General features: G+C 71.7%; 23 protein-coding genes. 9 read left to right on the top strand and 14 right to left on the bottom strand.

Annotated features, from left to right (window positions below):
* Positions 1–90 precede the first annotated feature (90 nt).
* From ACZ6K0_RS27545 to ACZ6K0_RS27520, 6 genes are all read right to left on the bottom strand, one after another.
* Positions 91–2013 (bottom strand): serine/threonine-protein kinase, encoded by a 1923-nt coding sequence (locus tag ACZ6K0_RS27545; protein ID WP_469232353.1) that lies wholly within the window; start codon positions 2011–2013, stop codon positions 91–93.
* 102 nt (positions 2014–2115) lie between these two features.
* Positions 2116–3405, bottom strand: coding sequence for a DUF6986 family protein (locus tag ACZ6K0_RS27540; RefSeq protein ID WP_376396513.1), 1290 nt, complete (start codon positions 3403–3405; stop codon positions 2116–2118).
* A 153-nt stretch (positions 3406–3558) separates the two neighbouring features.
* On the bottom strand, positions 3559–4521 hold the full coding sequence (locus ACZ6K0_RS27535; RefSeq protein ID WP_376396516.1) for an electron transfer flavoprotein subunit alpha/FixB family protein: 963 nt from the start codon (positions 4519–4521) through the stop codon (positions 3559–3561).
* A gap of 55 nt (positions 4522–4576) precedes the next feature.
* Positions 4577–5362: an electron transfer flavoprotein subunit beta/FixA family protein gene (locus ACZ6K0_RS27530; RefSeq protein ID WP_267042221.1), complete on the bottom strand. Its 786-nt coding sequence runs from the start codon at positions 5360–5362 to the stop codon at positions 4577–4579.
* Positions 5363–5561: 199 nt separating this feature from the next.
* The gene (locus ACZ6K0_RS27525) at positions 5562–6086 is read right to left on the bottom strand and encodes a flavin reductase family protein (protein WP_376396522.1); all 525 of its coding nucleotides are present in this window, start codon (positions 6084–6086) and stop codon (positions 5562–5564) included.
* A 197-nt stretch (positions 6087–6283) separates the two neighbouring features.
* Positions 6284–6595, bottom strand: coding sequence for a TlpA family protein disulfide reductase (locus ACZ6K0_RS27520; RefSeq protein WP_376396525.1), 312 nt, complete (start codon positions 6593–6595; stop codon positions 6284–6286).
* A 229-nt stretch (positions 6596–6824) separates the two neighbouring features.
* Between ACZ6K0_RS27520 and ACZ6K0_RS27515 the strand changes: the two genes are divergently transcribed.
* Positions 6825–7547: a lysophospholipid acyltransferase family protein gene (locus ACZ6K0_RS27515; protein WP_376396528.1), complete on the top strand. Its 723-nt coding sequence runs from the start codon at positions 6825–6827 to the stop codon at positions 7545–7547.
* Positions 7548–7565: 18 nt separating this feature from the next.
* On the opposite strand, the gene ACZ6K0_RS27510 is transcribed toward ACZ6K0_RS27515, so the two are convergent.
* From ACZ6K0_RS27510 to ACZ6K0_RS27490, 5 genes are all read right to left on the bottom strand, one after another.
* Entirely contained in the window at positions 7566–8165 is a 600-nt protein-coding gene (locus tag ACZ6K0_RS27510) for a transglutaminase-like domain-containing protein (RefSeq protein ID WP_469232357.1), read from the bottom strand.
* Between the two features lie 91 nt (positions 8166–8256).
* Entirely contained in the window at positions 8257–9339 is a 1083-nt protein-coding gene (locus ACZ6K0_RS27505) for a threonine aldolase family protein (protein WP_376397261.1), read from the bottom strand.
* Complete coding sequence (locus ACZ6K0_RS27500) at positions 9336–10097, bottom strand: SDR family NAD(P)-dependent oxidoreductase (protein WP_469232359.1); 762 nt, start codon at positions 10095–10097, stop codon at positions 9336–9338. Before ACZ6K0_RS27500 ends, ACZ6K0_RS27505 begins: the two co-directional genes overlap by 4 nt.
* Positions 10098–10141: 44 nt before the next feature.
* The gene (locus ACZ6K0_RS27495; RefSeq protein WP_469232361.1) at positions 10142–11554 is read right to left on the bottom strand and encodes a DUF6421 family protein; all 1413 of its coding nucleotides are present in this window, start codon (positions 11552–11554) and stop codon (positions 10142–10144) included.
* A 180-nt stretch (positions 11555–11734) separates the two neighbouring features.
* Entirely contained in the window at positions 11735–12286 is a 552-nt protein-coding gene (locus ACZ6K0_RS27490; RefSeq protein ID WP_376396540.1) for a GNAT family N-acetyltransferase, read from the bottom strand.
* Positions 12287–12446: 160 nt separating this feature from the next.
* Between ACZ6K0_RS27490 and ACZ6K0_RS27485 the strand changes: the two genes are divergently transcribed.
* From ACZ6K0_RS27485 to ACZ6K0_RS27470, 4 genes are all read left to right on the top strand, one after another.
* On the top strand, positions 12447–13013 hold the full coding sequence (locus ACZ6K0_RS27485) for a DUF5134 domain-containing protein (protein WP_469232363.1): 567 nt from the start codon (positions 12447–12449) through the stop codon (positions 13011–13013).
* A 129-nt stretch (positions 13014–13142) separates the two neighbouring features.
* Positions 13143–14078, top strand: a complete 936-nt coding sequence (locus ACZ6K0_RS27480) for a M56 family metallopeptidase (RefSeq protein ID WP_469232365.1) — start codon at positions 13143–13145, stop codon at positions 14076–14078.
* Between the two features lie 178 nt (positions 14079–14256).
* Positions 14257–14895 (top strand): phosphatase PAP2 family protein, encoded by a 639-nt coding sequence (locus ACZ6K0_RS27475; protein WP_469232367.1) that lies wholly within the window; start codon positions 14257–14259, stop codon positions 14893–14895.
* A gap of 129 nt (positions 14896–15024) precedes the next feature.
* The gene (locus tag ACZ6K0_RS27470; RefSeq protein ID WP_376396551.1) at positions 15025–15660 is read left to right on the top strand and encodes a TetR/AcrR family transcriptional regulator; all 636 of its coding nucleotides are present in this window, start codon (positions 15025–15027) and stop codon (positions 15658–15660) included.
* A 98-nt stretch (positions 15661–15758) separates the two neighbouring features.
* Here the strand turns inward: ACZ6K0_RS27470 and ACZ6K0_RS27465 are convergent, their stop codons facing one another.
* Positions 15759–17189: an LVIVD repeat-containing protein gene (locus ACZ6K0_RS27465; protein ID WP_469232665.1), complete on the bottom strand. Its 1431-nt coding sequence runs from the start codon at positions 17187–17189 to the stop codon at positions 15759–15761.
* A gap of 273 nt (positions 17190–17462) precedes the next feature.
* On the opposite strand from ACZ6K0_RS27465, the gene ACZ6K0_RS27460 reads away from it, so the two are divergent.
* Positions 17463–18113 carry a DUF305 domain-containing protein gene (locus ACZ6K0_RS27460; protein ID WP_469232369.1) on the top strand — a complete coding sequence of 217 codons (651 nt, stop codon included), beginning with the start codon at positions 17463–17465 and terminating at the stop codon, positions 18111–18113.
* A 43-nt stretch (positions 18114–18156) separates the two neighbouring features.
* On the opposite strand, the gene ACZ6K0_RS27455 is transcribed toward ACZ6K0_RS27460, so the two are convergent.
* Entirely contained in the window at positions 18157–18516 is a 360-nt protein-coding gene (locus tag ACZ6K0_RS27455; protein WP_376396557.1) for an ArsR/SmtB family transcription factor, read from the bottom strand.
* Positions 18517–18641: 125 nt separating this feature from the next.
* Here ACZ6K0_RS27455 and ACZ6K0_RS27450 point away from each other — a divergent pair, with 125 nt between their 5' ends.
* The 3 genes from ACZ6K0_RS27450 (at position 18642) to ACZ6K0_RS27440 (ending at position 21704) form a co-directional block, all read left to right on the top strand.
* The gene (locus tag ACZ6K0_RS27450; RefSeq protein WP_469232371.1) at positions 18642–19724 is read left to right on the top strand and encodes an NADH:flavin oxidoreductase/NADH oxidase; all 1083 of its coding nucleotides are present in this window, start codon (positions 18642–18644) and stop codon (positions 19722–19724) included.
* 186 nt (positions 19725–19910) lie between these two features.
* Positions 19911–20993 carry a WD40/YVTN/BNR-like repeat-containing protein gene (locus tag ACZ6K0_RS27445; protein ID WP_376396563.1) on the top strand — a complete coding sequence of 361 codons (1083 nt, stop codon included), beginning with the start codon at positions 19911–19913 and terminating at the stop codon, positions 20991–20993.
* Between the two features lie 168 nt (positions 20994–21161).
* Positions 21162–21704: an RICIN domain-containing protein gene (locus tag ACZ6K0_RS27440; RefSeq protein ID WP_376396566.1), complete on the top strand. Its 543-nt coding sequence runs from the start codon at positions 21162–21164 to the stop codon at positions 21702–21704.
* Positions 21705–21807: 103 nt separating this feature from the next.
* Here ACZ6K0_RS27440 and ACZ6K0_RS27435 read toward each other — a convergent pair whose 3' ends face one another.
* Entirely contained in the window at positions 21808–22485 is a 678-nt protein-coding gene (locus ACZ6K0_RS27435; RefSeq protein WP_469232373.1) for a uracil-DNA glycosylase, read from the bottom strand.
* Between the last annotated feature and the right edge of the window lie 79 nt (positions 22486–22564).

Below are 22564 nucleotides of genomic sequence, written 5' to 3'. Positions count from 1 at the left end.
GCGGCTTGCGGCCCCGCGCGACGCTGCGGCCTGGGGGCCCTCGCGGCCCCGCAGCGCCCCGGCCCCGCGGCCCCGCGGCTCATCCCCCTGTCAGCAGATCCGCAGCCCCTCCACGGGACCACCGCCCGCACCGCCCGCGAGGTGCAGCACGCTGAGGTACACGTTGGTGTTGCCGCTGTCGTCGTCGGTCCTCGCGAACCACCGGCTGGTCCGTCCGCCGTACGTCTCGCTGCGGTCGAGGTCGACCTGGCAGTAGAGGACGTGCGGCCCCGCGCCGACCGTCCCCATCTCGCCGCCGTCGTAGCGGGTCGTCGTCGCGCTCCGCACGACCTGGCAGGTCGAGGAGGAACCCGCGGACTCGCACCCCGCGGGCGCCGGGGCCTCGGTGGCCGGCGCGGTCGTTCCGCCGCCCCCGGCGGCGTCCCCGGAGGGGGCGTCCGTCGTCGCGGTGCCGGTGCCCGGGGCGCTCGGGGCCGTCGTGCCACCCGTGGCCGAACCGCCCCCGGAAGCCGAGCCGGAACCGTCGCCGCCACCCGCCCCCGCCGCCGTATCCCTCGTACTCGTGCCCGTGCCCGTACCGGACCCGTCACCGGGTTCCGAGCCGTCGTGCCCGGTGCCGTCGGTGGCCGGTCCCCGGTCGTCGCCCGGCTCGCCGGACTCCTGGCCCGAGGGGCTCGCCCCGCCGGATCCCGTGGGGGAGGGCGCGCCGCTGCCACCGGTCGCGCCGGAGGACGGCGTGCCGCTGCTCCCCGCATCCAGTACGCGGCCGGTGTCCTCGTCCGGGACGTCGCCCGGGCCCCCGCCCGCAAGGTTCCCTTCGGAGGCCTCCTGCGTCGTGCCGCGCTCCATGAGGACGTACGTGAGGCCGCCCCCGGCCAGCAGGACGGCGGCCACGGAGGCGGCGACCAGCGCGCTCCCCCGGCCTCGTTTCGCCACACCCCGCCGTCCGGCGCGGGCCCGTCGGCCGCCCGCGCCGACGGTGTCGGGCCCGGAGAGCACCGGTGGCAGGGGCGGCGCCGGCATCACGGGTGCGGGCGGCGTCAGCGGCGCCACGGGCATCACCGGCGGGCCGAAGCCCTCGACCGGCACGGCGGGCGGACCGGCCACCGCTCCGGAAACCGGCCCCGGCCCCGCCTCTGCCTCTGCCTCTGCCTCCACCACCGAAGCCGGCTCCGACTCCGCCATCGCCACCGCTCCAAGGAGGCGTGCCGCCTCGCGGGCGCCCGGCCGCGTGGCCGGGTCCTTGTCGAGGAGCCGGATCAGGACCGGGGCCAGGGGCCCGGCGCGCACGGGTTCCGGGAGGGGTTCACTGACGATGGCCGCGAGGGTCGACCACGTCGACGTACGGCGGAACGGAGAGGCGCCCTCGACCGCCGCGTACAGGGTGGCGCCGACGGCCCACACGTCCGAGGCGGGGCCGGGATCCTGTCCGCGCGCCCGCTCGGGGGCGAGGAAGTCGAGGGAGCCGACGATCTCGCCGCTGCGCGTGAGGTGGGTCGCGGAGCCGTCGCCCGGGTCCTCCATGGTCGCGATGCCGAAGTCGGTGAGGACGATCCGGCCCGAGCGGTCGAGCAGGATGTTGCCGGGCTTCACGTCCCGGTGGAGCACGCCGACGTCGTGCGCGGCGGCCAGCGCCTCCAGGACGTGGGCACCGATCCGGGCGGCCTCGACCGGGTCCAGACTGCCCCGCTCCCCCAGGACGTCGTCGAGGGAGGGTCCGTCGACGAGTTCCATGACGATGACGGGCCGGCCCTCGTGCTCGGTGACGTCGTGGACGGCCACGACTCCGGGGTGGCGGACCCGGGCGGCGGCCCGCGCCTCGCGCGTCATCCGCAGGCGCAGATCGGCCAGTTCGGGCGCGGCCGCGTCCGTGAACGTGCGGAGTTCCTTGACGGCGACCTCCCGCCCGAGGACCTCGTCGACGGCGCGCCAGACGACTCCCATGCCGCCGCGCCCGAGTCTGCGCACGATTCTGTAGCGGCCCGCGAGCCGCTCGTTCTCCCCCGATGACACTACTGCCCCGTTCCCCTGTCGAACACGTGCGCGTGATGCGCACGAACTCGTACAGGGTACGGGGCAGTTGGCTGGATCGAGACCCTTATCTGATCTTCGTGTCTACTCGGCCGAGGCGGTGAGGTCGCCGCGGCGCGGGGCCGCGAACCGGTCGAGGGCGGCGCGGGTCATGCCGGTGAGGGCGTCGACCTCGGCCGTGCCGAGGGCGCCGCAGTCGATGCCGCGCAGCAGGTACGAGGAGAGCGCCTTGGCGGTGGCGGGCTCGTCCATGACGTCGCCGCCCGCGTGGTTGGCGTACGCGGAGAGGCGCTTGGCGGCGGCCTCGAAGCCCTCGCGGTAGAAGGCGAAGACGGCGGCGTAGCGGGTGGGGATGTGGCCGGGGTGCATGTCCCAGCCCTGGTAGTAGGCGCGGGCGAGGGCACGGCGGGTCAGGCCGTAGTGCAGGCGCCAGGCCTCGTGGACGTGCTCCTTGGAGCCGACCGGGAGGACGTTGGTGGAGCCGTCGGAGACGCGGACGCCGGTGCCGGCGGCGGCGACCTGCATGATCGCCTTGGCGTGGTCGGCGGCGGGGTGGTCGCTGGCCTGGTAGGCGGCGGAGACGCCGAGGCAGGCGCTGTAGTCGAAGGTGCCGTAGTGCAGGCCGGTGGCGCGGCCCTCGGCGGCGCCGATCATGCGGGCGACGGCGGCGGTGCCGTCGCTGGCCAGGATGGACTGGCTGGTCTCGATCTGGATCTCGAAGCCGAGGCGGCCGGCGTCCAGGCCGTGGGCCTTCTCGAAGGCCTCCAGGAGGCGCACGAAGGCGGAGACCTGCTCGGGGTAGGTCACCTTCGGGAGGGTGAGGACGAGGCCGTCGGGGAGGCCGCCGTTCTCCAGGAGGCCGGTGAGGAAGACGTCGGTGGTGCGGATGCCCCGGTCGCGTACGGCGGACTCCATGCACTTCATCCGGATGCCCATGTACGGGGCGGCGGTGCCGTTCGCGTACGCCTCCGAGATGAGCCGGGCGGCGCGGGCGGCGTCCTGGTCCTCGTCCCGGCCGGCGTAGCCGTCCTCGAAGTCGACCCGGAGGTCCTCGACGGGCTCGCGCTCCAGCTTGGCGCGCACGCGGCCGTAGACGTCCTCGGCGAGGTCGTCGGTGAGGCCGAGGACCGCGGCGAAGGAGGCGGCGTCGGGGGCGTGCTCGTCGAGGGCCGCGAGGGCCTGGTCGCCCCAGGAGCGGACCGTGTCGGCGTCGAAGACGTTGCCGGGTACGTAGACCGTGTGGACGGGCTGGCGGGTGCCGGGGTCTCCCGGGTAGCGGCGGTCGAGCTCTGCGTCCACCGCCGCCAGGGAGGCGCTGATGCCCTCGCTGACCGCGCCCGCGAGGCTCGTCGACACCTTCTCCTGCTGACCCATCCCACATCCTCCTGTTTTCCGCTACACGGAATCAACAATCCGTATAGCGAAGTTAATAGTCGGTCGGGACCCACGTCAATGGGTGTCCGAAACGACCGGGGGCCGCGCGGCGACGAATCGCCACGCGGCCCCCGGACCGTACAGAACCGCAGGTCAGCCCTTGCGGGCCTGGACCTCGGCGGTGAGCTGCGGGACGACGTCGAAGAGGTCGCCCACCACGCCGTAGTCGACGAGGTCGAAGATCGGAGCCTCGGCGTCCTTGTTGATGGCGACGATGGTCTTCGAGGTCTGCATGCCCGCGCGGTGCTGGATCGCGCCGGAGATGCCGGAGGCGATGTACAGCTGCGGCGAGACCGACTTGCCGGTCTGGCCGACCTGGTTGGCGTGCGGGTACCAGCCGGCGTCGACCGCGGCGCGCGAGGCGCCCACGGCGGCACCGAGCGAGTCGGCGAGCGCCTCGATGATCGCGAAGTTCTCGGCACCGTTGACGCCACGGCCACCGGAGACCACGATCGCGGCCTCGGTCAGCTCCGGGCGGCCGGTCGACTCGCGCGGGGTGCGAGCGGTGACCTTGGTGCCGGTGGCCAGCGGGCCGAAGGAGACCGCGAGGGCCTCGACGGCGCCGGCGGCCGGGGCGGCCTCGACGGGGGCCGAGTTCGGCTTGACCGTGATGACCGGGGTGCCCTTGGAGACACGGGACTTGGTGGTGAACGAGGCGGCGAACGCGGCCTGCGTCGCGACCGGGCCCTCGTCGCCGGCTTCGAGGTCCACGGCGTCGGTGATGACACCGGAGCCGATGCGGACGGCGAGGCGGGCGGCGATCTCCTTGCCCTCGGCGGAGGACGGGACGAGCACGGCGGCCGGGGACACCGCGTCGTACGCGGCCTGGAGCGCGTCGACCTTCGGGACGACGAGGTACTCGGCGAACTCGGGGGCGTCGGCGGTGAGGACCTTCACGGCGCCGTGCTCGGCGAGCGCGGCGGCGGTGTCGGCGGCGCCGTTGCCGAGCGCGACGGCGACGGGCTCGCCGAGGCGGCGGGCGAGGGTCAGCAGCTCCAGGGTGGGCTTGCGGACGGCACCGTCGACGTGGTCGACGTAGACGAGAATCTCAGCCATGGGACTTCAGTCTCCTGCGAACGAGAAGGGGCGGGACGGTCGGCTCGCGGGAGCCTTAGATGAACTTCTGGCTCGCGAGGTACTCGGCGAGCTGCTTGCCGCCCTCGCCCTCGTCCTTCACGATCGTGCCCGCGGTGCGCGCCGGACGCTCGGCGGCCGAGTCCACGGCGGTCCAGGAACCCTCGAGGCCGACCTCGTCGGCGTCGATGTCGAGGTCGTCGAGCTCCAGGGACTCCACCGGCTTCTTCTTGGCGGCCATGATGCCCTTGAAGGACGGGTAGCGCGCCTCGCCCGACTGGTCCGTCACGGACACGACGGCCGGAAGCGAGGCCTCCAGCTGCTCGGAGGCGGTGTCGCCGTCGCGACGGCCGGTGACCTTGCCGTCTTCGATCTTGACCTCGGAGAGCAGCGTGACCTGCGGGACGCCCAGGCGCTCGGCGAGGATCGCCGGCAGGACACCCATGGTGCCGTCGGTGGAGGCCATACCGGCGATGACGACGTCGTAGCCGGTCTTCTCGATCGCCTTGGCGAGCACGAGAGAGGTGGCCATGACATCGCTGCCGTGCAGGTCGTCGTCCTCGACGTGGACGGCCTTGTCCGCACCCATGGACAGCGCCTTGCGCAGCGCGTCCTTGGCGTCCTCGGGGCCGACCGTCAGTACGGTGACCTCCGCGTCGTCCGCCTCTTCGGCGATCTGCAGGGCCTGCTCGACCGCGTACTCGTCGAGCTCCGACAGCAGGCCGTCGACGTCGTCGCGGTCGACCGTCAGGTCGTCCGCGAACTTACGGTCTCCGGTCGCGTCGGGCACGTACTTCACACAGACAACGATCCTCAAGCTCACGCCGGCTCTCCTACTGCATCGTCATAACTTGGCTGCCTTGTTGCTCGCAGCATAGGCGCCTGAAGGGCGGGTTTCCGGTCGGGGCGCCGGACGCCCCGACCGAAATATTACTCGCCAGTACACCCAGTCCGTTACCAGTAAGCAAGCGCTCAGCCATGTGACCTTGACAACGCGCGGAGAGGGGCGCGAACGGGAACTCTCAGTCGCGCAGCGCGTTGAAGCGCCCGTGGTGGTACAGGAGCGGCCGGCCCGCCCCGTCCGGGTCTCCGGCCACGGCCTGCGCGATCACGATCCGGTGGTCGCCCGCGGGCACCCGGGCCACCACACGGCAGACCAGCCAGGCGAGGACACCGTCCAGGACGGGCACGCCCTCCGGTCCCACGCTCCAGCGGGTGTCCCCGCCGAAGCGGTCGGCGCCGCTGCGCGCGAAGGTGGCGGCCAGCTCCTCCTGGTGCTCGCCGAGTATGTGCACGCCGATGTACTCGGCCTCGGCCACCACGGGCCAGCTGGAGGAGGTGGTGCCCACGCCGAAGGAGATCAGCGGGGGTTCCGCGGCGACGGAGTTGAGCGAGGTCGCGGTGAAGCCGACGGGGCGCTCGCCGTGCGCGGTGATCACCGCGACACCGGCGGCGTGCCGGCGGAAGACGGAGCGGAGCAGATCGGGAGAGGCCTGCCGGGGTGCGCCGATCGTGGGAGCGGTACGGAAGTCGGGCGTAACCGTCATGGAATTGTCCTTCTGCGAGGGCGTCATGAGGAGAGTCCTGGGGTGGTCAGACACCCGGACAGCGCGCGCTCGCGTTGCGGGCCAGGTCCACGTGGACCCGGCCGTAGAGAAGGAGTTCTGGGGGCACTCCGTCAGAGTGACGATCGTTGCCGGGTGCAGTCAAGTGCGTACCGGGATGTGGGAGATGTGTCACCGCGTCAGACCGCCCGCCCCAGCGCCGCGATGACGTCCGCCCTGCGGGGCTGTCCGGCGGCCCGGCGGACGACCCGGCCCGCGCGGTCGAGGACGAGGACGGTGGGCGTCCGCGCGATGCCCAGCTCCCGTACGAGGTCGAGGCGCTCCTCGGCGTCGATCTCGACGTGTCCGACGCCCGGCACCATGGCGGCCACTTCGGCGAGGGTCCGGCGGGTGGCGCGGCAGGGCTGGCAGAAGGCGGTCGAGAACTGCACGAGGGTGGCCCGCTCCCCCAGCTCCGCACCGAGCAGTTCCGGCCCCAGGACCTCCGTCATGCCTCTCCTCTTTCCCTTGCGCCGCTTCTCCCCCTCCAGCAGCGTCGCACGGGACCGTTCGATTCCCGCCACGACCACCAGGGGTGACGAGAATCTCCCTGTACGAAGCCGCCTGGACTGGTCACGGCGCCCCACATGGGGCACGATCTGCCCAAAGCCGAAAACCTACGGCCGCGTAACTTCGCCGGGAGAACCCGCTCCGGGCACACGAAGAAGAGGTTCCTCTCCGATGGCAGAACTCGTCTATCGACCGGTCGTCGGTGCCGCGCTCACGCTGTTCAAGGCGCTCGACCTGAAGATCGACACGCAGGGTTCCGAGAACATCCCCCGCACGGGCGGCGCGGTGCTCGTGAGCAATCACATCAGCTATCTGGACTTCATCTTCACGGGTCTCGCGGCCCTCCCCCAGAAGCGCCTGGTGCGCTTCATGGCGAAGGACTCCGTCTTCAAGCACAAGGTCTCCGGGCCGCTCATGCGCGGCATGAAGCACATCCCCGTCGACCGCGCGCAGGGCGAGCACGCCTACAAGCACGCGCTGGAGTCCCTGCGGGCCGGCGAGATCATCGGCGTGTTCCCCGAGGCGACCATCTCCCAGTCGTTCACCCTCAAGAGCTTCAAGACGGGCGCGGCGCGGCTGGCGCAGGAGGCGGGCGTCCCGCTGATCCCGATGGCGCTCTGGGGCACCCAGCGGGTGTGGACGAAGGGCCGTCCCCGGAACTTCAAGCGGAGCCACATCCCGGTGACGATCCGCGTCGGCGAGCCCGTCCAGGCCCCCGCCGACCAGTACGCGGGCGCCATCACGCGGCGGCTGCGCGAGCGCGTCCAGGAGCTCCTTGAGGCCGCGCAGCGCGCCTACCCGGTCCGCCCGAAGGACGCGAACGACACGTGGTGGGTGCCCGCGCACCTCGGCGGTACGGCTCCGACGCCGGCCCAGGTCAAGGAAGCCGGCTGAGGATGCCGGTACGCGCGGTCACAGCTCCGTAGGGAGCGTCCGCGCGAGGTACGGCCGGTCCGGGGCGGCCTTCAGCGCGCCCAGGACGGCCGGGTGCGGTTCCGCGTACAGCTCGGGGTAGTCCACCTCGCCGAGCTCCGGCCGTACGGTCCAGGCGAGGCGCTCCTCCGCCAGGGAGAAGCGGGCGTCGACGCCCGGCTTGTTGCCCCGCACGTCCTGGCGGGCCCACGCGCGCTCCCCGGGCAGCAGCAGGGCCACGAGGCCGTGGATCACCGGGTTCGAGCCGTCGTCGTCAGCGAGCCGCTGGTAGCAGAGGGCGGCCGGGATGCCGCGGGCCCGCAGCAGCGCGGCGTACGCGAGGGACTTGGCGTAACAGATGCCGGTGCGCTGCTCCAGGACGTCGGAGGCGCGCCAGGTGACGCGGAGATCGCCCGAGTCCTGGGAGTGCGGGATGGTGTCGCGGACGTACGCGTAGGCCGCCTCGGCGTATGAGTATGCGTCGGGATGCTCGTCGGTGAGGCGGGCCACCACGTGCCTGACCAGGGGGTGGTCATGGTCGACGGCCTCACTGACGGCCAGGTAGGCCGAGATTTCTGGGTGTTGTTGCACGAGTTCCATGCGGTGAGAGCGTAAGGAAACGGCCGGACGGAAGTCAATGACTTTCCGTCCGGCCGTATATTCATGCAGTGCGTGCTGTGCAAAGAGGCTGCTACTGGCGCGCCATCTCTTCCTTCAGCGCCTGGAGGAAGGCGTCCACGTCGTCCTCCGTGGTGTCGAAGGCGCACATCCAGCGCACGTCGCCGGCGGCCTCGTCCCAGAAGTAGAAGCGGAACCGTTCCTGCAGACGCCTGCTCACCTCGTGCGGGAGCCGGGCGAAGACCGCGTTGGCCTGCACCGGGTAGAGGATCTCCACCCCGTCGACCGCGCGCACGCCCTCCGCGAGGCGCTGGGCCATCGCGTTGCCGTGCCGGGCGTTGCGCAGCCACAGGTCCTTGGCGAGGAGCGCCTCCAGCTGGACCGACACGAAGCGCATCTTCGAGGCGAGCTGCATGGACAGCTTGCGCAGGTGCTTCATGTGGCTGACGGCGTCCGGGTTGAGGACGACGACGGCCTCGCCGAAGAGCATCCCGTTCTTCGTACCGCCGTACGAGATCACGTCGACGCCCACCGCGTTGGTGAACGCGCGCATCGGCACGTCCAGGGAGGCGGCGGCGTTGGCGATGCGGGCCCCGTCGAGGTGGACCTTCATGCCCTTGGAGTGGGCGTGCTCGACGATCGCGCGGATCTCCTCGACCGTGTAGACCGTGCCCAGCTCGGTGTTCTGGGTGATCGAGACGACCTGCGGCATCGCCCGGTGCTCGTCCTCCCAGCCCCAGGCCTGCCGGTCGATGAGCTCGGGGGTGAGCTTGCCGTCCGGAGTCGGCACGGTGAGCAGCTTGAGGCCGCCCATCCGCTCGGGCGCCCCGCCCTCGTCCACGTTGATGTGCGCGGACTCGGCGCAGATGACGGCGCCCCAGCGGTCGGTGAGGGCCTGGAGCGCGGTCACGTTGGCCCCGGTGCCGTTGAAGACCGGGAAGGCCTCGGCACTGGAACCGAAGTGGCTGTGCATGATGCGCTGGAGGTGCTCGGTGTACTGGTCCTCGCCGTAGGCGACCTGGTGGCCTTCGTTGGCGAGGGCGAGGGCCGCGAGGACCTCGGGGTGGGCGCCGGCGTAGTTGTCGCTGGCGAAGCCCCGGACCGACGGGTCGTGGTGACGACGTGCGTCGGTCCGCGGGCCGAGGGCCGCTGTCACGGCTTGGGGGTCAGCCACAGACGCTGTCCATTCACTTCCTGGGCGGGCCTGTCCCACAGACCGGCGATCTCGTCGGCCAGGTCCTTCACGTCGGTGAAGCCCGCGAACTTCGCGTTGGGGCGTTCGGCGCGCATCGCGTCGTGCACCAATGCCTTGATCACCAGGATGGCAGCCGCCGCCTGCGGGCCGTCGTCGCCCCCCAGCTTGCGGAGCGAGTCCGCCATGGCGAGGGTCCAGGCCTCGGCGGCCGCCTTGCCGGCGTTGTACGCGGCGTTGTTGGCGAGCGGCTTGTGCGCGCCGACCTGGCTGATCAGCGCGTACCGGCCGCGTCCGCCGGCGCGCAGCAGCCCGTCGTGGAAGGCGAGCGAGGTGTGCTGGACGGTGCGGATGAGGAGCTTCTCCAGGAAGTCCCAGTCCTTGAGGTCGGTCTCCGTGAAGGAGGAGCTGCCGCGCCAGCCGCCGACGAGGTGGACCAGGCCGTCGATCCGGCCGAACTCCTTCTCGGTCTTGGCGGCCCAGTCGCGCGTGGCGTCCAGGTCGAGCAGGTCGACGGTGTCGCCGATGACCCGGGCTCCGCCGTGGGCGTAGCGGGCGGCGTCGACGGCCTCCGCGAGGCGCGCCGGGTCGGCGTCGGAGCCGACGACGGTCGCGCCCGCCTGGGCGAGGCGCAGCAGGGTCGCGCGGCCCGCGGGGCCGGCCGCGCCGGCGACCGCGATGACGGCGCCGTCGAGCGGCCCGCCGTTTCCGTTGGCGTTCATGGGCGACGCCTCCTCCGTGGTCTCCGTGCTGTCGATGAGGTCGCTCACGCGGCGGCCCGCTCGGTGCTCGGGACGTCGGCGGCGGTGATCCCCTTGGTGTCGGCGATCACGCCCTTCAGCTTCTTGGCGAGGGCCTCAAAGAACATGCTGAGCGGAAACTCGTCCGGAAGCACGTCGTCGACGAGCTTGCGGGGCGGGAGGGACAGGTCCAGCGCGTCCGGACCCTTGGCCCACTTCGATCCCGGGTGCGGGGAGAGGTAGGTGGAGACGAGCTCGTACGCCTTGAGCCAGTGGACCAGCTTCGGGCGGTCGATGCCGTCGCGGTAGAGGGTCTCGATCTCGGCGCAGAGCTGGTTGGTGACCTCGGGGGCCCGCTGCCAGTCGATCTTGAGGGTGTTGTCCGTCCAGCGCACCACGTCGTTCTTGTGGAGGTACGCGAAGAGGAGCTGGCCGCCGAGACCGTCGTAGTTGCGGTTGCGGTCGCCGGAGAGCGGGAAGCGGAACATCCGGTCGAAGAGGACCGCGTACTGCACGTCACGGCCGTGCGCGTTGCCCTCGGCCTCCAGCTTCACGGCCTCCTTGAAGGCGGTGAGGTCGCAGCGGAGCTCTTCCAGGCCGTACATCCAGAAGGGCTGGCGCTGCTTGATCATGAAGGGGTCGAACGGCAGGTCGCCGTGGCTGTGGGTGCGGTCGTGGACCATGTCCCAGAGCACGAAGGCCTGCTCGCAGCGGGTCTGGTCGTCGATCATCGCGGCGATGTCCGCGGGCAGCTGGATGCCCAGGGTGTCGACGGCGGCCTCGGTGACCTTGCGGAAGCGCGCGGCCTCGCGGTCGCAGAAGATGCCGCCCCAGCTGAAGCGCTCGGGGGCCTCGCGGACGGCGATGGTCTCGGGGAAGAGGACGGCCGAGTTGGTGTCGTACCCGGCGGTGAAGTCCTCGAAGGTGATGCCGCAGAAGAGCGGGTTGTCGTAGCGGGTCGCCTCCAGCTCGGCCAGCCACTCGGGCCAGACCATGCGGAGCACGACCGCTTCGAGGTTGCGGTCCGGGTTGCCGTTCTGCGTGTACATCGGGAAGAGCACGAGGTGCTGGAGCCCGTCGACGCGGTCGGCGGCCGGCTGGAAGGCCAGCAGCGAGTCCAGGAAGTCCGGGACCGCGAAGCCGCTCTCGGCCCACTTGCGCAGGTCGGAGACGAGCGCGCGGTGGTAGACGCCGTCGTGCGGCACGAGCGGGGAGAGCTGCTCGACCGCGGCGGTGACCCGGTCGAGGGTCAGCTCGACGAGGGCGCGGGCGGGCGCGGTCGCGTTCTCGGGGTCGAAGTCGATGGAGCCGTCCGCGCTCTGCCAGACGCGGATCTCCTCCACGGCATTCTTGAGCTCGGCCCAAGCCGGGTGGTCGATGACCCGGGCGTCGGCGGCTATCGCCCCACCGGTCGCGTCCTGCACAAGAATTTCCGTCATGCCTCTTCCTCCACAGGAGAACCTTGCGTCAAGACACCGTAACCACTGACGGTTCCTCGCCACAAGGGGAGCAAGAGAAATTCTCCTGCGCGACCCCTATGGAGACCGAAGTTTTTCCTGTCCGTCGGGCTTGAAGCCACCCTTCCGCCGTACGGGCCGGTTCCGCTCGACCACGCTGGGTCAGCTCAGCGGCTTGACCAGGAGCTCGAACTGCAGGTCGTCGCGCTGGGGCAGACCGAAGCGCTCGTCCCCGTACGGGAAGGGGGTCATCCGCCCCGTACGCCGGTAGCCGCGCCGCTCGTACCAGGCGATCAGCTCCTCGCGCACGGAGATCACCGTCATGTGCATCTCGCGGACGTCCCACACCTCGCGGACCCGCCGCTCGGCCTCCTCGATGATCCGCTTGCCGAGGCCCGCGCCCTGGAGCTCGGGACGGACGGCGAACATCCCGAAGTAGGCGGCCTCGCCCCGGTGCTCCAGCTGGCAGCAGGCGACGACCTCCCCGTCCCGCTCGACGACCAGGAGCCGGCTGCCCGGGGTGGTGATGACGGCGGCCACGCCCTCGGGGTCGGTGCGCTGCCCCTGGAGGATGTCCGCCTCCGTGGTCCAGCCGCCCCGGCTGGCATCGCCCCGGTAGGCCGACTCGACGAGCGGGACGAGGACCGGGACGTCGTCCAGGACCGCCTCGCGGTACTCGATCCGGCCGGTGTCCTGGGACGTGGCGGTGTCCATGCGTACGGGCTCCCCTCGGGCGCTGACGATCGACGTGCGCGATCGCCCCGAGCCTAACGCGCGCACCTTTCACTCCCCCTCGTACATCCGTGCGCGCCCGTGCGCCCGCGTGCGGCGCCCGGGCGGCGGGCATTCCTCTCCGTGGAGGGGGAGGTGTGCTGTGCACGGAGCGACCCTGTCGGGGTGGTTGCTGGTCGTGCTCTGCGCGGCGACGGGCACGTACTGCCTGCTGCGGATGCGCGCGTGCGAAGGGGAGGAGCGGCGGGCCGCGGGCGGCGAGGCGCTGATGGGCTTCGGCATGGCGGTCATGGCCCTGCCCGCGGCGGTGGTGACCCAGCCGGGCTGGAGCTGGGCGGTGTACGCGGCGGTGTTCGGCGGGACGGCGCTGCTCGGCCTGGCGGAGGCGGCCCGGCGCGGCGGACACCATCTGCATCATCTCGTCGGATCGCTCGCGATGCTCTACATGGCGGTGGCGATGACCGCCCCCGCCGCACAGGGGGCGCACACGGGGCACGCCGTGGGGACGGCGGGCGGCATACCCGTCCTGACGGGCGGGCTGCTCCTCTACTACACGGTGTACGTGCTGCGCGCGGGCGCGCGGCTCGCACCGGCGGCGGTGGCGACGGCGGGCGGCCCTGGCCCGGCCTGGGCGACCCGGCCCGAGCTCACCCTCGCGTGCCGGCTCTCGATGGCCCTGGCGATGGTCGCGATGCTGGTGACGCTCTGACCGGATCGCCCCGACGGGGCGATCCCCGGCCAGGCCGGGCCGGCGATCGGCGCAACGAAACCGTGTCGTACGTCACTTGGCGTCCGGGGCCATACCCCCGACCAGTACCGCGCTCATAGGGTGACGGTCATGTGGGTCTCCCTCGCGCTGCTGCTGCTCGGCGTCCTGACCGCCCTCACGGCCCCCCGGCTGCTGGCCCGGGCGGACTGGGTGGAGCGAGAACCCGTGGTCGCGCTCTGGGTGTGGCAGTGCGTGGTGGCGGCGGTACTGCTGAGCTTCGCGCTGTCCATGACGTTCAGCGCGTCGGCGGCCTGGCAGGCGGTACGGGGTCAACTCTTCGCGCCCGCACCGCGCGCGGTGGTCGACGCGTACGAACTCGGCACGACCAGCCCGTGGTCGGGGGTCCTCGCGGTCGCCCTGGCCTGTGGCGGCGTCTGGTCCGGGGCGATGCTCGGCCGGGAGATCGGCCAGGCGCGCGCCCGACGCCGGCAGCGCCGCTGCGATCTCCTCGTCCGCGCCCCCCTGCTGCCCGGGGAGGAGCCGGGCAGCGAGCGGCTCGTCGTCCTGGAGGGCGAGCGGGCGGACGCCTGGTGGATGGCGGGGACCACGCCCCGTCTCGTCATCACCACGGCCGCGCTGCGGCGCCTGAAGGGCCGGCAGCTGGACGCGGTCCTGGCGCACGAGCAGGGCCACGCCCGGGCCCGGCACGACTGGCTGCTGCACTGCTCGGCCGCGCTCGCCGGCGGCTTTCCGGGGATCCCGGTCTTCGCGGCCTTCCGCGAGGAGATGCACCGGCTGGTGGAGCTGGCCGCCGACGACGTGGCCTCGCGCCGGTTCGGCCGGCTGACGATCGCCCTGGCCCTCGTCGAACTGAACGAGGACCGGGGCGTGTTCGGCCCCGGCCCGGCACCGGACGCGGATCTGCCGCAGCGGGTGCACCGGCTCCTCACCGCGGCCCCGCGGCTCACGGCGGGGCGCCGGCTGCGGCTGACCGCCGTCGCGTCCCTGGTCCCCGTGATCCCGGTCCTCGTGGCCTTCGTCCCCGCGCTGACCGCGCTGGGATAGCGGGACGGATCGGCACTCCGTGCGGGACGGATCGACGCTCCGGGCGAGGCGAATCGGCGCTCCGTGCCGGGCGAATCGGCGCTCCGCGCCGGGCGAATCGCTCGAAACGGCGCTCCGGATCGGCGCTCTGCGAGGGGCGGATCACGGTCGGGGGCGGGGCGTCGGGCAGGATCGGCGCATGCGCTCCTCCGCCGTGGTCTCCGGAGTCCTGTTCGCCGTCCTCCTCGTGCTCGTCGTCACGGGGTGGTCGCCCCTGCTCTCCTTCGACCGGTCGGTCGCCGAGGAGTTGCACCGCGTCGCCGTCGCCCGACCGGGCCTCACCGGCCTCAACCGCTTCCTCAGTGACTGGGTGTGGGATCCATGGACGATGCGCGCCCTGGCCGCGGTGACGGTGGTGCTGCTGTGGTGGCGACGGGAGCGGATGCTCGCCCTGTGGGTGGCCGGCACGAGCTTCGTCGCGGTCGGACTCCAGCAGGGGTTGAAGTACCTGGTGGGGCGGGAGCGCCCCGAGTGGTCCGACCCGGTCGACTCCGCGCGGTACTCGGCCTTCCCCTCCGGGCACGCGATGACGGCGACGGTGACCTGTGGGCTGCTCCTGTGGGTGCTCGCGCTGCACTGGCGGGCGGAGTGGCGCGGCTGGGGCGTCCTCGCGAGCGCCGCGGTCGTGTCGGTGCTCGGCGTCGGCTGGACGCGGGTCTATCTGGGCGTGCACTGGCCTTCGGACGTGCTCGGCGGCTGGCTGCTCGGCTGGTGCTGCGTGGCCGTCGCCGTTCTCACGTACCGCGGTGCGGGGAGGAGAATGGGAGAAAAGCGATGAAGCCGCCTGTTCTGGACGATCCCCCGTGTCGCCCAGAACAGACGGCCTCCCCGACGGCCTGCCACGGGGGCGCGCCGAAGGGATGCGCTGAGTATATTGGCCGGCAGCCAGTCAACGCAGGAGCCAAGCATGTCCCCGCGTAGCCCATCGGTCAATGAAGAGCTCAGACGCCGCTCACGTGAGCGGATTCTGCAGGCCACGGTGGACCTGGTGTCGACGCACGGCTACGAGGCGACCACGCTCGGCGACATAGCGGAGCGGGCCGGCACGGCGCGCGGACTCATCTCGTACTACTTCCCGGGGAAGCGGCAGCTGCTGCAGTCGGCGGTGCACCGGCTGATGCACCTGACGCTGGAGGAGGCGCTGGAGCGCGAGCCGCACACGGAGGACGGCCGGGAGCGGCTGGCGCGGGCGATCGACGCGATCCTGGGGCTCGCGGTGGCGCGGCCCACCCTGATGCGGACCCACATGGCGGGAATACTCCAGGCCGAGGGTTTCGTGCAGTGCCCGGAGCAGCAGCGCCTCGCCTTCCTGCTGCGGGACACGGTCACGCGGTACGGCTCCGAGGACGTGGACACGGACTATCCGCTGCTGCGCGCGCTGTTGATGGGCGCGGTGGTGGCGGTGCTGCTGCCGGGGGCGCCGATGCCGATGGCACGGCTGCGGTGGGAGCTCTTCCAGCGGTTCGGGCTGGACTGGGAGCAGGGCGCGCCGCCGGACGGGGGTCCGCCCGACGGCGCGCCGGTCGCACGGCTCGATCAGTAGTCGAGCCGGTCGTCTGATCGGTCGTCCCGGTCATCCGGGTCGTCCCGGTCGTCCGGGTCGTCCCGGTCGTCCGGGTCGTCCCGGTCGTCCGGGTCGTCTCAGTCGTCGAAGTCGAAGTAGTCCGGCTGCGTCTGGACGTTGAGCTCGTCCATGCGGATCCGCTTCGCGGGGTCGGTGCGACGGTCGGAGAGCTTCAGGACGTCGAAGCCCTTGGCGATGTCGTTCGAGTAGATGTGGCCGTTGTAGTAGTACGCGGACCACGAGCCGCCCGTGGCGATCGTGGTGGCGGACACCGGGCCGCGCTCGAAGTAGCCGATCTCCTTCGGCTTGGACGAGTCGGTGAAGTCCCAGATGGAGACGCCGCCCTGGTACCAGGCCTGGACCATGAGGTCCTTGCCCTTGACCGGGATGAGCGAGCCGTTGTGGGCGACGCAGTTCTCGGTGTCGGCCTGGTGGCGCGGGATCTTGAAGTAGCTGCGGAAGACGAGCTTGCGCTTGTCGCCCTTGCCGACGATGTCGTAGATGCCGTCGGCGCCCCGGTTCGGGCCGACCACGGCGTTGCAGGTGGCGGCGCCGCCGCCGCCGAGCTCGTCGGTGAAGACGACCTTGTTCGCCTTCTGGTTGAAGGTCGCCGAGTGCCAGAACGCGAAGTTGACGTTGTCCTGGACCTGGTCGATCACCCGCGGGTGCTCGGGGTCCTCGATGTCGAAGAGGATGCCGTCACCCATGCAGGCGCCGGCGGCGAGGTCCTTCTCCGGCAGCACGGTGATGTCGTGGCAGCCGGTGGTCTTGGAGACGCCCGGGTTGGTGGGTCCGCCCGGGTTGCCGCCGCCGTCCGGGCCCTCGCCCGGGAAGAGGACGGGGAAGTTGACGATCGCGGCCTTCTCGGGCGCCTTGCGGGGCACCTTGATGACCGAGATGCCGTCGTGCGGAGGCTGGCAGTCCGGGAAGGCGGCGTTCGGCGAGTACGAGGAGACGTACACGTACACGTTCTTGCCCTTGGGCAGGATCGTGTGGGTGTGCGAGCCGCAGGCGGTCTCGACGGCGGCGACGTACTTCGGGTTCCTGATGTCGCTGATGTCGAAGATCTTCATGCCCTCCCAGGATTCCTTCACCGAGGCGGGCTGCGTCGTGCTGGCGCAGGAGTTGTCGCTTCGGGAGGAGTCGGTGGAGAGGAAGAGCAGGTTCCCGGAGACCGAGATGTCGTTCTGGGAGCCGGGGCAGAGGACCTGGGCGACGGTCTTCGGGGCCTTCGGGTTGCTGATGTCGAAGATCCGGAAACCGTCGTAGTTGCCCGCGAAGGCGTACTTGCCCTGGAAGGCGAGGTCCGTGTTGAGGCTCTGGAGAGCGTCCTTGGGGATGTTGGCGAGGTGCTCGATGTTCGGGCTGTGGACGATCTCGTCCACGCCGGGTATGTCACCGCTCTGGATGGCGGAACGCGCCTCGGCCGCCTGCTCCGTGGAGACGGTGCCCTGGTTGAGGGCGTCTCCGGGGTCGGGGGTGGCGACCGACGGGCCGGCCGCCAGCATCGTGGCCAGCAGTCCGGCCGCGGCGGATGCCACGCCCAGGCGTCTGATCCGTGCACGCGGGGTACGCGGGGTACGCGGGAATCGCAACGAAGTCACTCCGTCCTCGCTGGTATCCGTTCAGCCTTGAACGGATGTTGGACCCCGGCAGTATGGTCCGTGGCGTGCACATCTCAACAGATGGCAACACAGACGTAATGAAGCTTTTTGATCGCTCCACTCGAGAAAAGTGCTAGGAACGGTCAACTGTCCCCGCAAGAACATCTGGAGGTCGCGTTGTTGATCCGCCGTCAGCGTGCCGTCGTCACCGTGGCCCTGTCCGCCGCCGCCGTACTCGCCCTGGGCGCCTGCGAGTCGGGGTCCGGCACGGACGCGCCGCAGTCCAAGGCCTCGGCCGGGGGCTCGGTGGTGGCACCGGGGAAGCCCGGCGAGCCGGCCCGACGGATATCGCCGGAGGAGGCCGCCCGGCTCCTCCCCGACGAGAGCCCGAACAGCGCCGACTTCCGGTACGCGCAGATGATGATCGTCCACCATCGCCAGGCCCTGACCATGACGGCCCTCGCCCCGCAGCGGGCGGGATCCCCGCAGGTCAAGAAGGTGGCCGAGCGGATCTCGGCGGCGCAGCAGCCGGAGATCGGCGCGATGGAAGGCTGGCTGAAGAGCAACGGCGGGCCGCGCGAACAGAGCGGCCACGACCATCACTCGATGCCGGGCATGGCGACCGAGGACCAGCTGAAGGAGCTGAGGAACGCGAAGGGCGCGGCCTTCGACGAGCTGTTCCTGAAGCTCATGATCACGCACCACGAGGGTGCCATCACGATGGCGGCCGAGGTGCTGAGCGAGGGCAACAACGTCCTGGTGGAGGAGATGGCCAACGACGTGATCGCCCAGCAGACCTCGGAGATCAACCGCATGCGGTCGCTGTAGGGCGACTGGCGGGCACCCGGGTCGCCCGGGGTGCCCGCCCGGGTCACACCTCTTCGACAGCGCCCTGACGGCCGGCCTGCGCCTCGGCCGCCGTCAGGACGGTGGTCAGCAGGCCGGGGAAGAGGACCTCGAGGTCGTCCGCGCGCAGGGCGTTGAGCTTCGCCGTGCCCCGGTACGTCTGCTCGATGACGCCGCTCTCACGCAGGACGCGGAAGTGGTGCGTGGTGGTGGACTTGGTCACCGGGAGGTCGAAGTACGAGCAGCTCAGCGCCTCGCCCTCGCGCGCCAGATCCCGCACGATGCGCAGCCGTACGGCGTCCGAGAGCGCGTGGAGCACCCCTTCGAGGCTGATCTGGTCCCGCGGGGGGTGTTCAAGGGCGCGAGGGCTGGTGGCGGTCGTCATGACGGCGGCTCCACTTCATCCGGGTGACCCTCATTGTACGAGAGCTCTCGTAGTTTGACAGATGCCGTACTACGACGAGTATCGTACGAGCATCCTTCGAGGCCGTCCCGAAACGGAGTCCCGTCATGAGCGTCGCCCTGTTCCAGCCCTACACCCTGCGTTCGCTGACCGTGCCCAACCGGGTCTGGATGGCGCCCATGTGCCAGTACTCGGCCGAGATGACCGGGCCGAACGCCGGTGTGGCCGGCGACTGGCACTTCGCCCACTACGGCTCCCGCGCCACCGGCGGCGCGGGGCTCATCCTCGTCGAGGCGACGGCCGTCGCCCCCGAGGGCCGGATCAGCCCGGCGGACCTCGGCCTGTGGAACGACACCCAGGTGGAGGGGCTGCGCCGGATCGCCGGCTTCCTCAAGGAGCACGGCACCGTGCCCGGCATCCAGATCGGCCACGCCGGGCGCAAGGCCTCGACCAACCGCCCCTGGCAGGGCCGCGGTCCCGTCGCGCCGGGCGGGCCCGGCTGGCAGCCCGTCGGCCCCAGCCCGGTCGCCTTCGACGAGGGGTACCCGGTGCCTACCGAGCTGACCGTCGAGCGGATCCGCGAGATCACCGGCCAGTTCGCCGACGCGGCCCGCCGCGCGCTGGACGCCGGCTTCGAGGTCGTCGAGGTGCACGGCGCCCACGGCTACCTCATCGGCGAGTTCCTCTCCCCCCACAGCAACCACCGCACGGACGAGTACGGCGGCTCCTTCGAGAACCGGACCCGGCTCGCGCTGGAGGTCGTCGACGCGGTGCGGTCCGTCTGGCCCGAGGAACTGCCCGTGTTCTTCCGGATCTCCGCCACCGACTGGCTGGAGGAGCAGGGCTGGACGGCCGACGAGACCGTACGGTTCGCCGCGCTGCTTCGCGAGCACGGCGTCGACCTGCTCGACGTCTCCAGCGGCGGAAACGGCGGGCCGGCGCGGATCCCCGTGGGCCCGGGCTACCAGGTGCCCTTCGCCGCCCGGGTCAGGGCGGAGACCGGGCTGCCGGTGGCCGCCGTCGGCCTCATCACCGAGAGCGACCAGGCCGAGAAGATCCTCGCCAACGGCGAGGCCGACGCGGTCCTCCTCGGCCGCGAGCTGCTCCGCGACGCCTCCTGGCCCCGCCGCGCGGCCCGCGAACTCGGCGCGGATACCCACGCCCCGGCGCAGTACGCCTGGGCGATCTGAGGGGACCGGGGCGGCGTCTCCGGGGGGGGCGGCGGACGTGCCACGGGGCGGCCCTCCCCGGGGGCTGCTCGCGTGCCCGGGGCGCGTCTCCGGTCGGGCCGTAGGTGTGTCCGGGGCCCGTTGTCAGTGGCCGGGTGCAGACTGGCCCGTATCCGCGACAACGGCGTCCTGGAGGTAGCAGCAGCCATGCCCGACGTACTCCTCACCGTAGGCACCCGCAAGGGGCTCTTCATCGGCCACCGGCACGACGGCCGATGGGAGTTCGACGATCCGGCCTTCCCCGCGCAGGCCGTCTACTCGGTCGCGATCGACACCCGACGGCCGAACCCGCGCCTGCTCGTGGGCGGGGACAGCGCCCACTGGGGGCCGTCCGTCTTCCACTCCGACGACCTCGGCAAGAGCTGGACCGAGCCCGCACGGCCGGCGGTGAAGTTCCCCGAGGACACCGGCGCCTCCCTGGAGCGCGTCTGGCAGCTGCACCCGGCACCCGGGCACTCTCCCGACGTCGTGTACGCGGGGACGGAGCCGGCGGCACTGTTCCGCTCGGCGGACGGCGGGGAGTCCTTCGACCTCGTGCGCCCGCTCTGGGAGCACCCCACCCGCTCCCGCTGGGTGCCCGGCGGAGGCGGCGAGGCCGTCCACACCGTCGTCACCGACCCCCGCGATCCGGACGCGCTCACGGTCGCGGTGTCGACCGCGGGCGTGTTCCGCTCCCGGGACGGCGGGGCCGCGTGGGAGCCGTCCAACCACGGAGTGTCCGCGGTCTTCCTGCCCGACCCGAACCCCGAGTTCGGGCAGTGCGTCCACAAGATCGCCCAGGACGCGGGCGACAAGGACCGGCTGTACCTCCAGAACCACTGGGGCGTGTTCCGCAGCGACGACGCGGGCCACAACTGGTCCGACATCGGCGCCGGCCTCCCCTCCGACTTCGGCTTCGCGGTCGCCGCCCACCCGCACCGCCCGGACACGGCCTACGTCTTCCCCATCACGGCGGACTCCGACCGCGTCCCGGCAGGCCGCCGCTGCCGGGTCTACCGGACGAGCGACGCCGGATCCACCTGGGAACCCCTGACCCGGGGGCTGCCCGAGAGCGACCACTACGGCACGGTGCTGCGGGACGCGCTGTGCACGGACGACGCGGACCCGGCGGGCGTCTACTTCGGCAACCGGAACGGCGAGGTGTACGCGAGCGCCGACGACGGCGACAGCTGGCGGCTCCTGGCGGAGCACCTGCCGGACGTGCTCTGCGTCAGAGCGGCGGTGATCTGAGCACTCCGGCCTCGTAGCGGAGGACGACCTTCCGTCCGGTTCGCCGGACGGGCGACGGGTGGCCGTCTCAACCAGCGGTACACGAAGGCGAATTGACTCGCACACTCATGCGACGATGTGCGGCGATTCCCGGCCACCGGTCGGGTCCTTGTCTGATTGCAGAGGACCATGAAGCCCAGTCCCCTCCTCCGCGCGCGGCGCGGTCTGCTCGTCATCGCCGCCGCCCTCGGCCTCGTCTTCGGCGTCACCGCCGCACCGGCCCAGGCCGCCTCGAAGACCTACGACTTCACGTACACGATCAGCCCGCAGCACGCTCCGGGCATGTGCCTGGAGGTCGCCGACTGGAGCCGGGCGGACGGCGCGGCGGTACGCCAGTGGCCGTGCACCGGCCAGCCCAACCAGAAGTGGCACAAGGTCTACAACGAGGGCCAGTCCACCGGGCCCTACTGGTACATGAACGCGTACAGCGGCAAGTGCCTGGAGATCGGCGGCTGGGCAACGAACAACGGCGCGACCGCCAACCAGTGGGACTGCCACTACGGGGCCAACCAGACCTGGTACGGCAACTCGGGCCTGATCTACACGTCGTTCGAGTACGCCACCAACAAGTGCCTGGAGATCGAGGACTGGAGCCAGAGCGCGGGCGCCAGGGCGCGCCTGTGGGACTGCCACTACGGCGCCAACCAGACGTTCAACTTCACCTTCGCGTAAGCCGCCGCGCGGGCCCTGTTCCGGGCGTCGGGCGTCGGGCGGTCGCCCGCGGCCGGTCGGGGCCGCCCGGCACCCCCGGCCGGGGCCGACCTGGGCCCGCAGGTCAGGGCAGGCGCCAGTCCACGGGCTGGGCGCCTTGCTCCAGGAGGAGTTCGTTGGCGCGACTGAAGGGGCGGGAGCCGAAGAAGCCGCGGTCCGCGGACATCGGGGACGGGTGCGCCGACTCGATCGCCGGGAGGTTCCCGAGGAGCGGCCGGGCGTTGCGGGCGTCCCTGCCCCACAGGATGGACACCAGGGGCTTGCCCCGGGCGGCCAGGGCGTGGATCGCCTGCTCGGTCACCTCTTCCCAGCCCTTGCCCCGGTGGGCGGCCGGCTTGCGCGGGGCCGTGGTCAGGGCCCTGTTCAGGAGCAGGACGCCCTGACGGGTCCAGGGGGTCAGGTCGCCGTTCGACGGCCGGGGCAGACCGAGGTCGGTGTTCAGCTCGCGGTAGATGTTCTCCAGGCTGCCCGGCAGGGAGCGGATCTCGGGCGCGACCGCGAAGCTGAGGCCGATCGCCATCCCCGGTGTCGGGTAGGGGTCCTGACCCACGATCAGGACGCGCACGTCGTCGAAGGGCTGCTGGAACGCCCGCAGGACGTTCGGTCCGGACGGCAGGTACGTCCGGCCCGCGGCGATCTCCGCGCGCAGGAAGTCGCCCATCTCCGCCACACGTCCCGCGACGGGGCTCAGAGCCTCCGCCCAGCCGGGCTCCACCAATTCGTTCAAGGGTCGCGCTGTCACGGTCCGTCACTCTACCGGCCTACAGTGACACCCCGGTCCGGCCGATCGGCGGGACGCCCCTGGACCTTCTCCGGCGGAC

Source organism: Streptomyces sp. NPDC042346 (assembly GCF_055581845.1).
The sequence above is the reverse complement of the archived record's forward strand: the minus strand, read 5'-3'. Positions and strand labels throughout refer to the sequence as shown.

What these genes read in the sequence shown, in the direction of transcription:
- ACZ6K0_RS27510 (WP_469232357.1), bottom strand. Translation starts at nt 8,165, where the DNA reads ATGGAACTCGTGCAACAACACCCAGAAATCTCGGCCTACCTGGCCGTC.
- ACZ6K0_RS27525 (WP_376396522.1), bottom strand. Translation starts at nt 6,086, where the DNA reads ATGACGGTTACGCCCGACTTCCGTACCGCTCCCACGATCGGCGCACCC.
- ACZ6K0_RS27490 (WP_376396540.1), bottom strand. Translation starts at nt 12,286, where the DNA reads ATGGACACCGCCACGTCCCAGGACACCGGCCGGATCGAGTACCGCGAG.
- ACZ6K0_RS27470 (WP_376396551.1), top strand. Translation starts at nt 15,025, where the DNA reads ATGTCCCCGCGTAGCCCATCGGTCAATGAAGAGCTCAGACGCCGCTCA.
- ACZ6K0_RS27455 (WP_376396557.1), bottom strand. Translation starts at nt 18,516, where the DNA reads ATGACGACCGCCACCAGCCCTCGCGCCCTTGAACACCCCCCGCGGGAC.
- ACZ6K0_RS27465 (WP_469232665.1), bottom strand. Translation starts at nt 17,189, where the DNA reads ATGCTGGCGGCCGGCCCGTCGGTCGCCACCCCCGACCCCGGAGACGCC.
- ACZ6K0_RS27495 (WP_469232361.1), bottom strand. Translation starts at nt 11,554, where the DNA reads ATGACGGAAATTCTTGTGCAGGACGCGACCGGTGGGGCGATAGCCGCC.
- ACZ6K0_RS27480 (WP_469232365.1), top strand. Translation starts at nt 13,143, where the DNA reads ATGTGGGTCTCCCTCGCGCTGCTGCTGCTCGGCGTCCTGACCGCCCTC.
- ACZ6K0_RS27520 (WP_376396525.1), bottom strand. Translation starts at nt 6,595, where the DNA reads ATGACGGAGGTCCTGGGGCCGGAACTGCTCGGTGCGGAGCTGGGGGAG.
- ACZ6K0_RS27450 (WP_469232371.1), top strand. Translation starts at nt 18,642, where the DNA reads ATGAGCGTCGCCCTGTTCCAGCCCTACACCCTGCGTTCGCTGACCGTG.
- ACZ6K0_RS27475 (WP_469232367.1), top strand. Translation starts at nt 14,257, where the DNA reads ATGCGCTCCTCCGCCGTGGTCTCCGGAGTCCTGTTCGCCGTCCTCCTC.
- ACZ6K0_RS27540 (WP_376396513.1), bottom strand. Translation starts at nt 3,405, where the DNA reads ATGGGTCAGCAGGAGAAGGTGTCGACGAGCCTCGCGGGCGCGGTCAGC.
- ACZ6K0_RS27500 (WP_469232359.1), bottom strand. Translation starts at nt 10,097, where the DNA reads ATGAACGCCAACGGAAACGGCGGGCCGCTCGACGGCGCCGTCATCGCG.
- ACZ6K0_RS27535 (WP_376396516.1), bottom strand. Translation starts at nt 4,521, where the DNA reads ATGGCTGAGATTCTCGTCTACGTCGACCACGTCGACGGTGCCGTCCGC.
- ACZ6K0_RS27515 (WP_376396528.1), top strand. Translation starts at nt 6,825, where the DNA reads ATGGCAGAACTCGTCTATCGACCGGTCGTCGGTGCCGCGCTCACGCTG.
- ACZ6K0_RS27445 (WP_376396563.1), top strand. Translation starts at nt 19,911, where the DNA reads ATGCCCGACGTACTCCTCACCGTAGGCACCCGCAAGGGGCTCTTCATC.
- ACZ6K0_RS27440 (WP_376396566.1), top strand. Translation starts at nt 21,162, where the DNA reads ATGAAGCCCAGTCCCCTCCTCCGCGCGCGGCGCGGTCTGCTCGTCATC.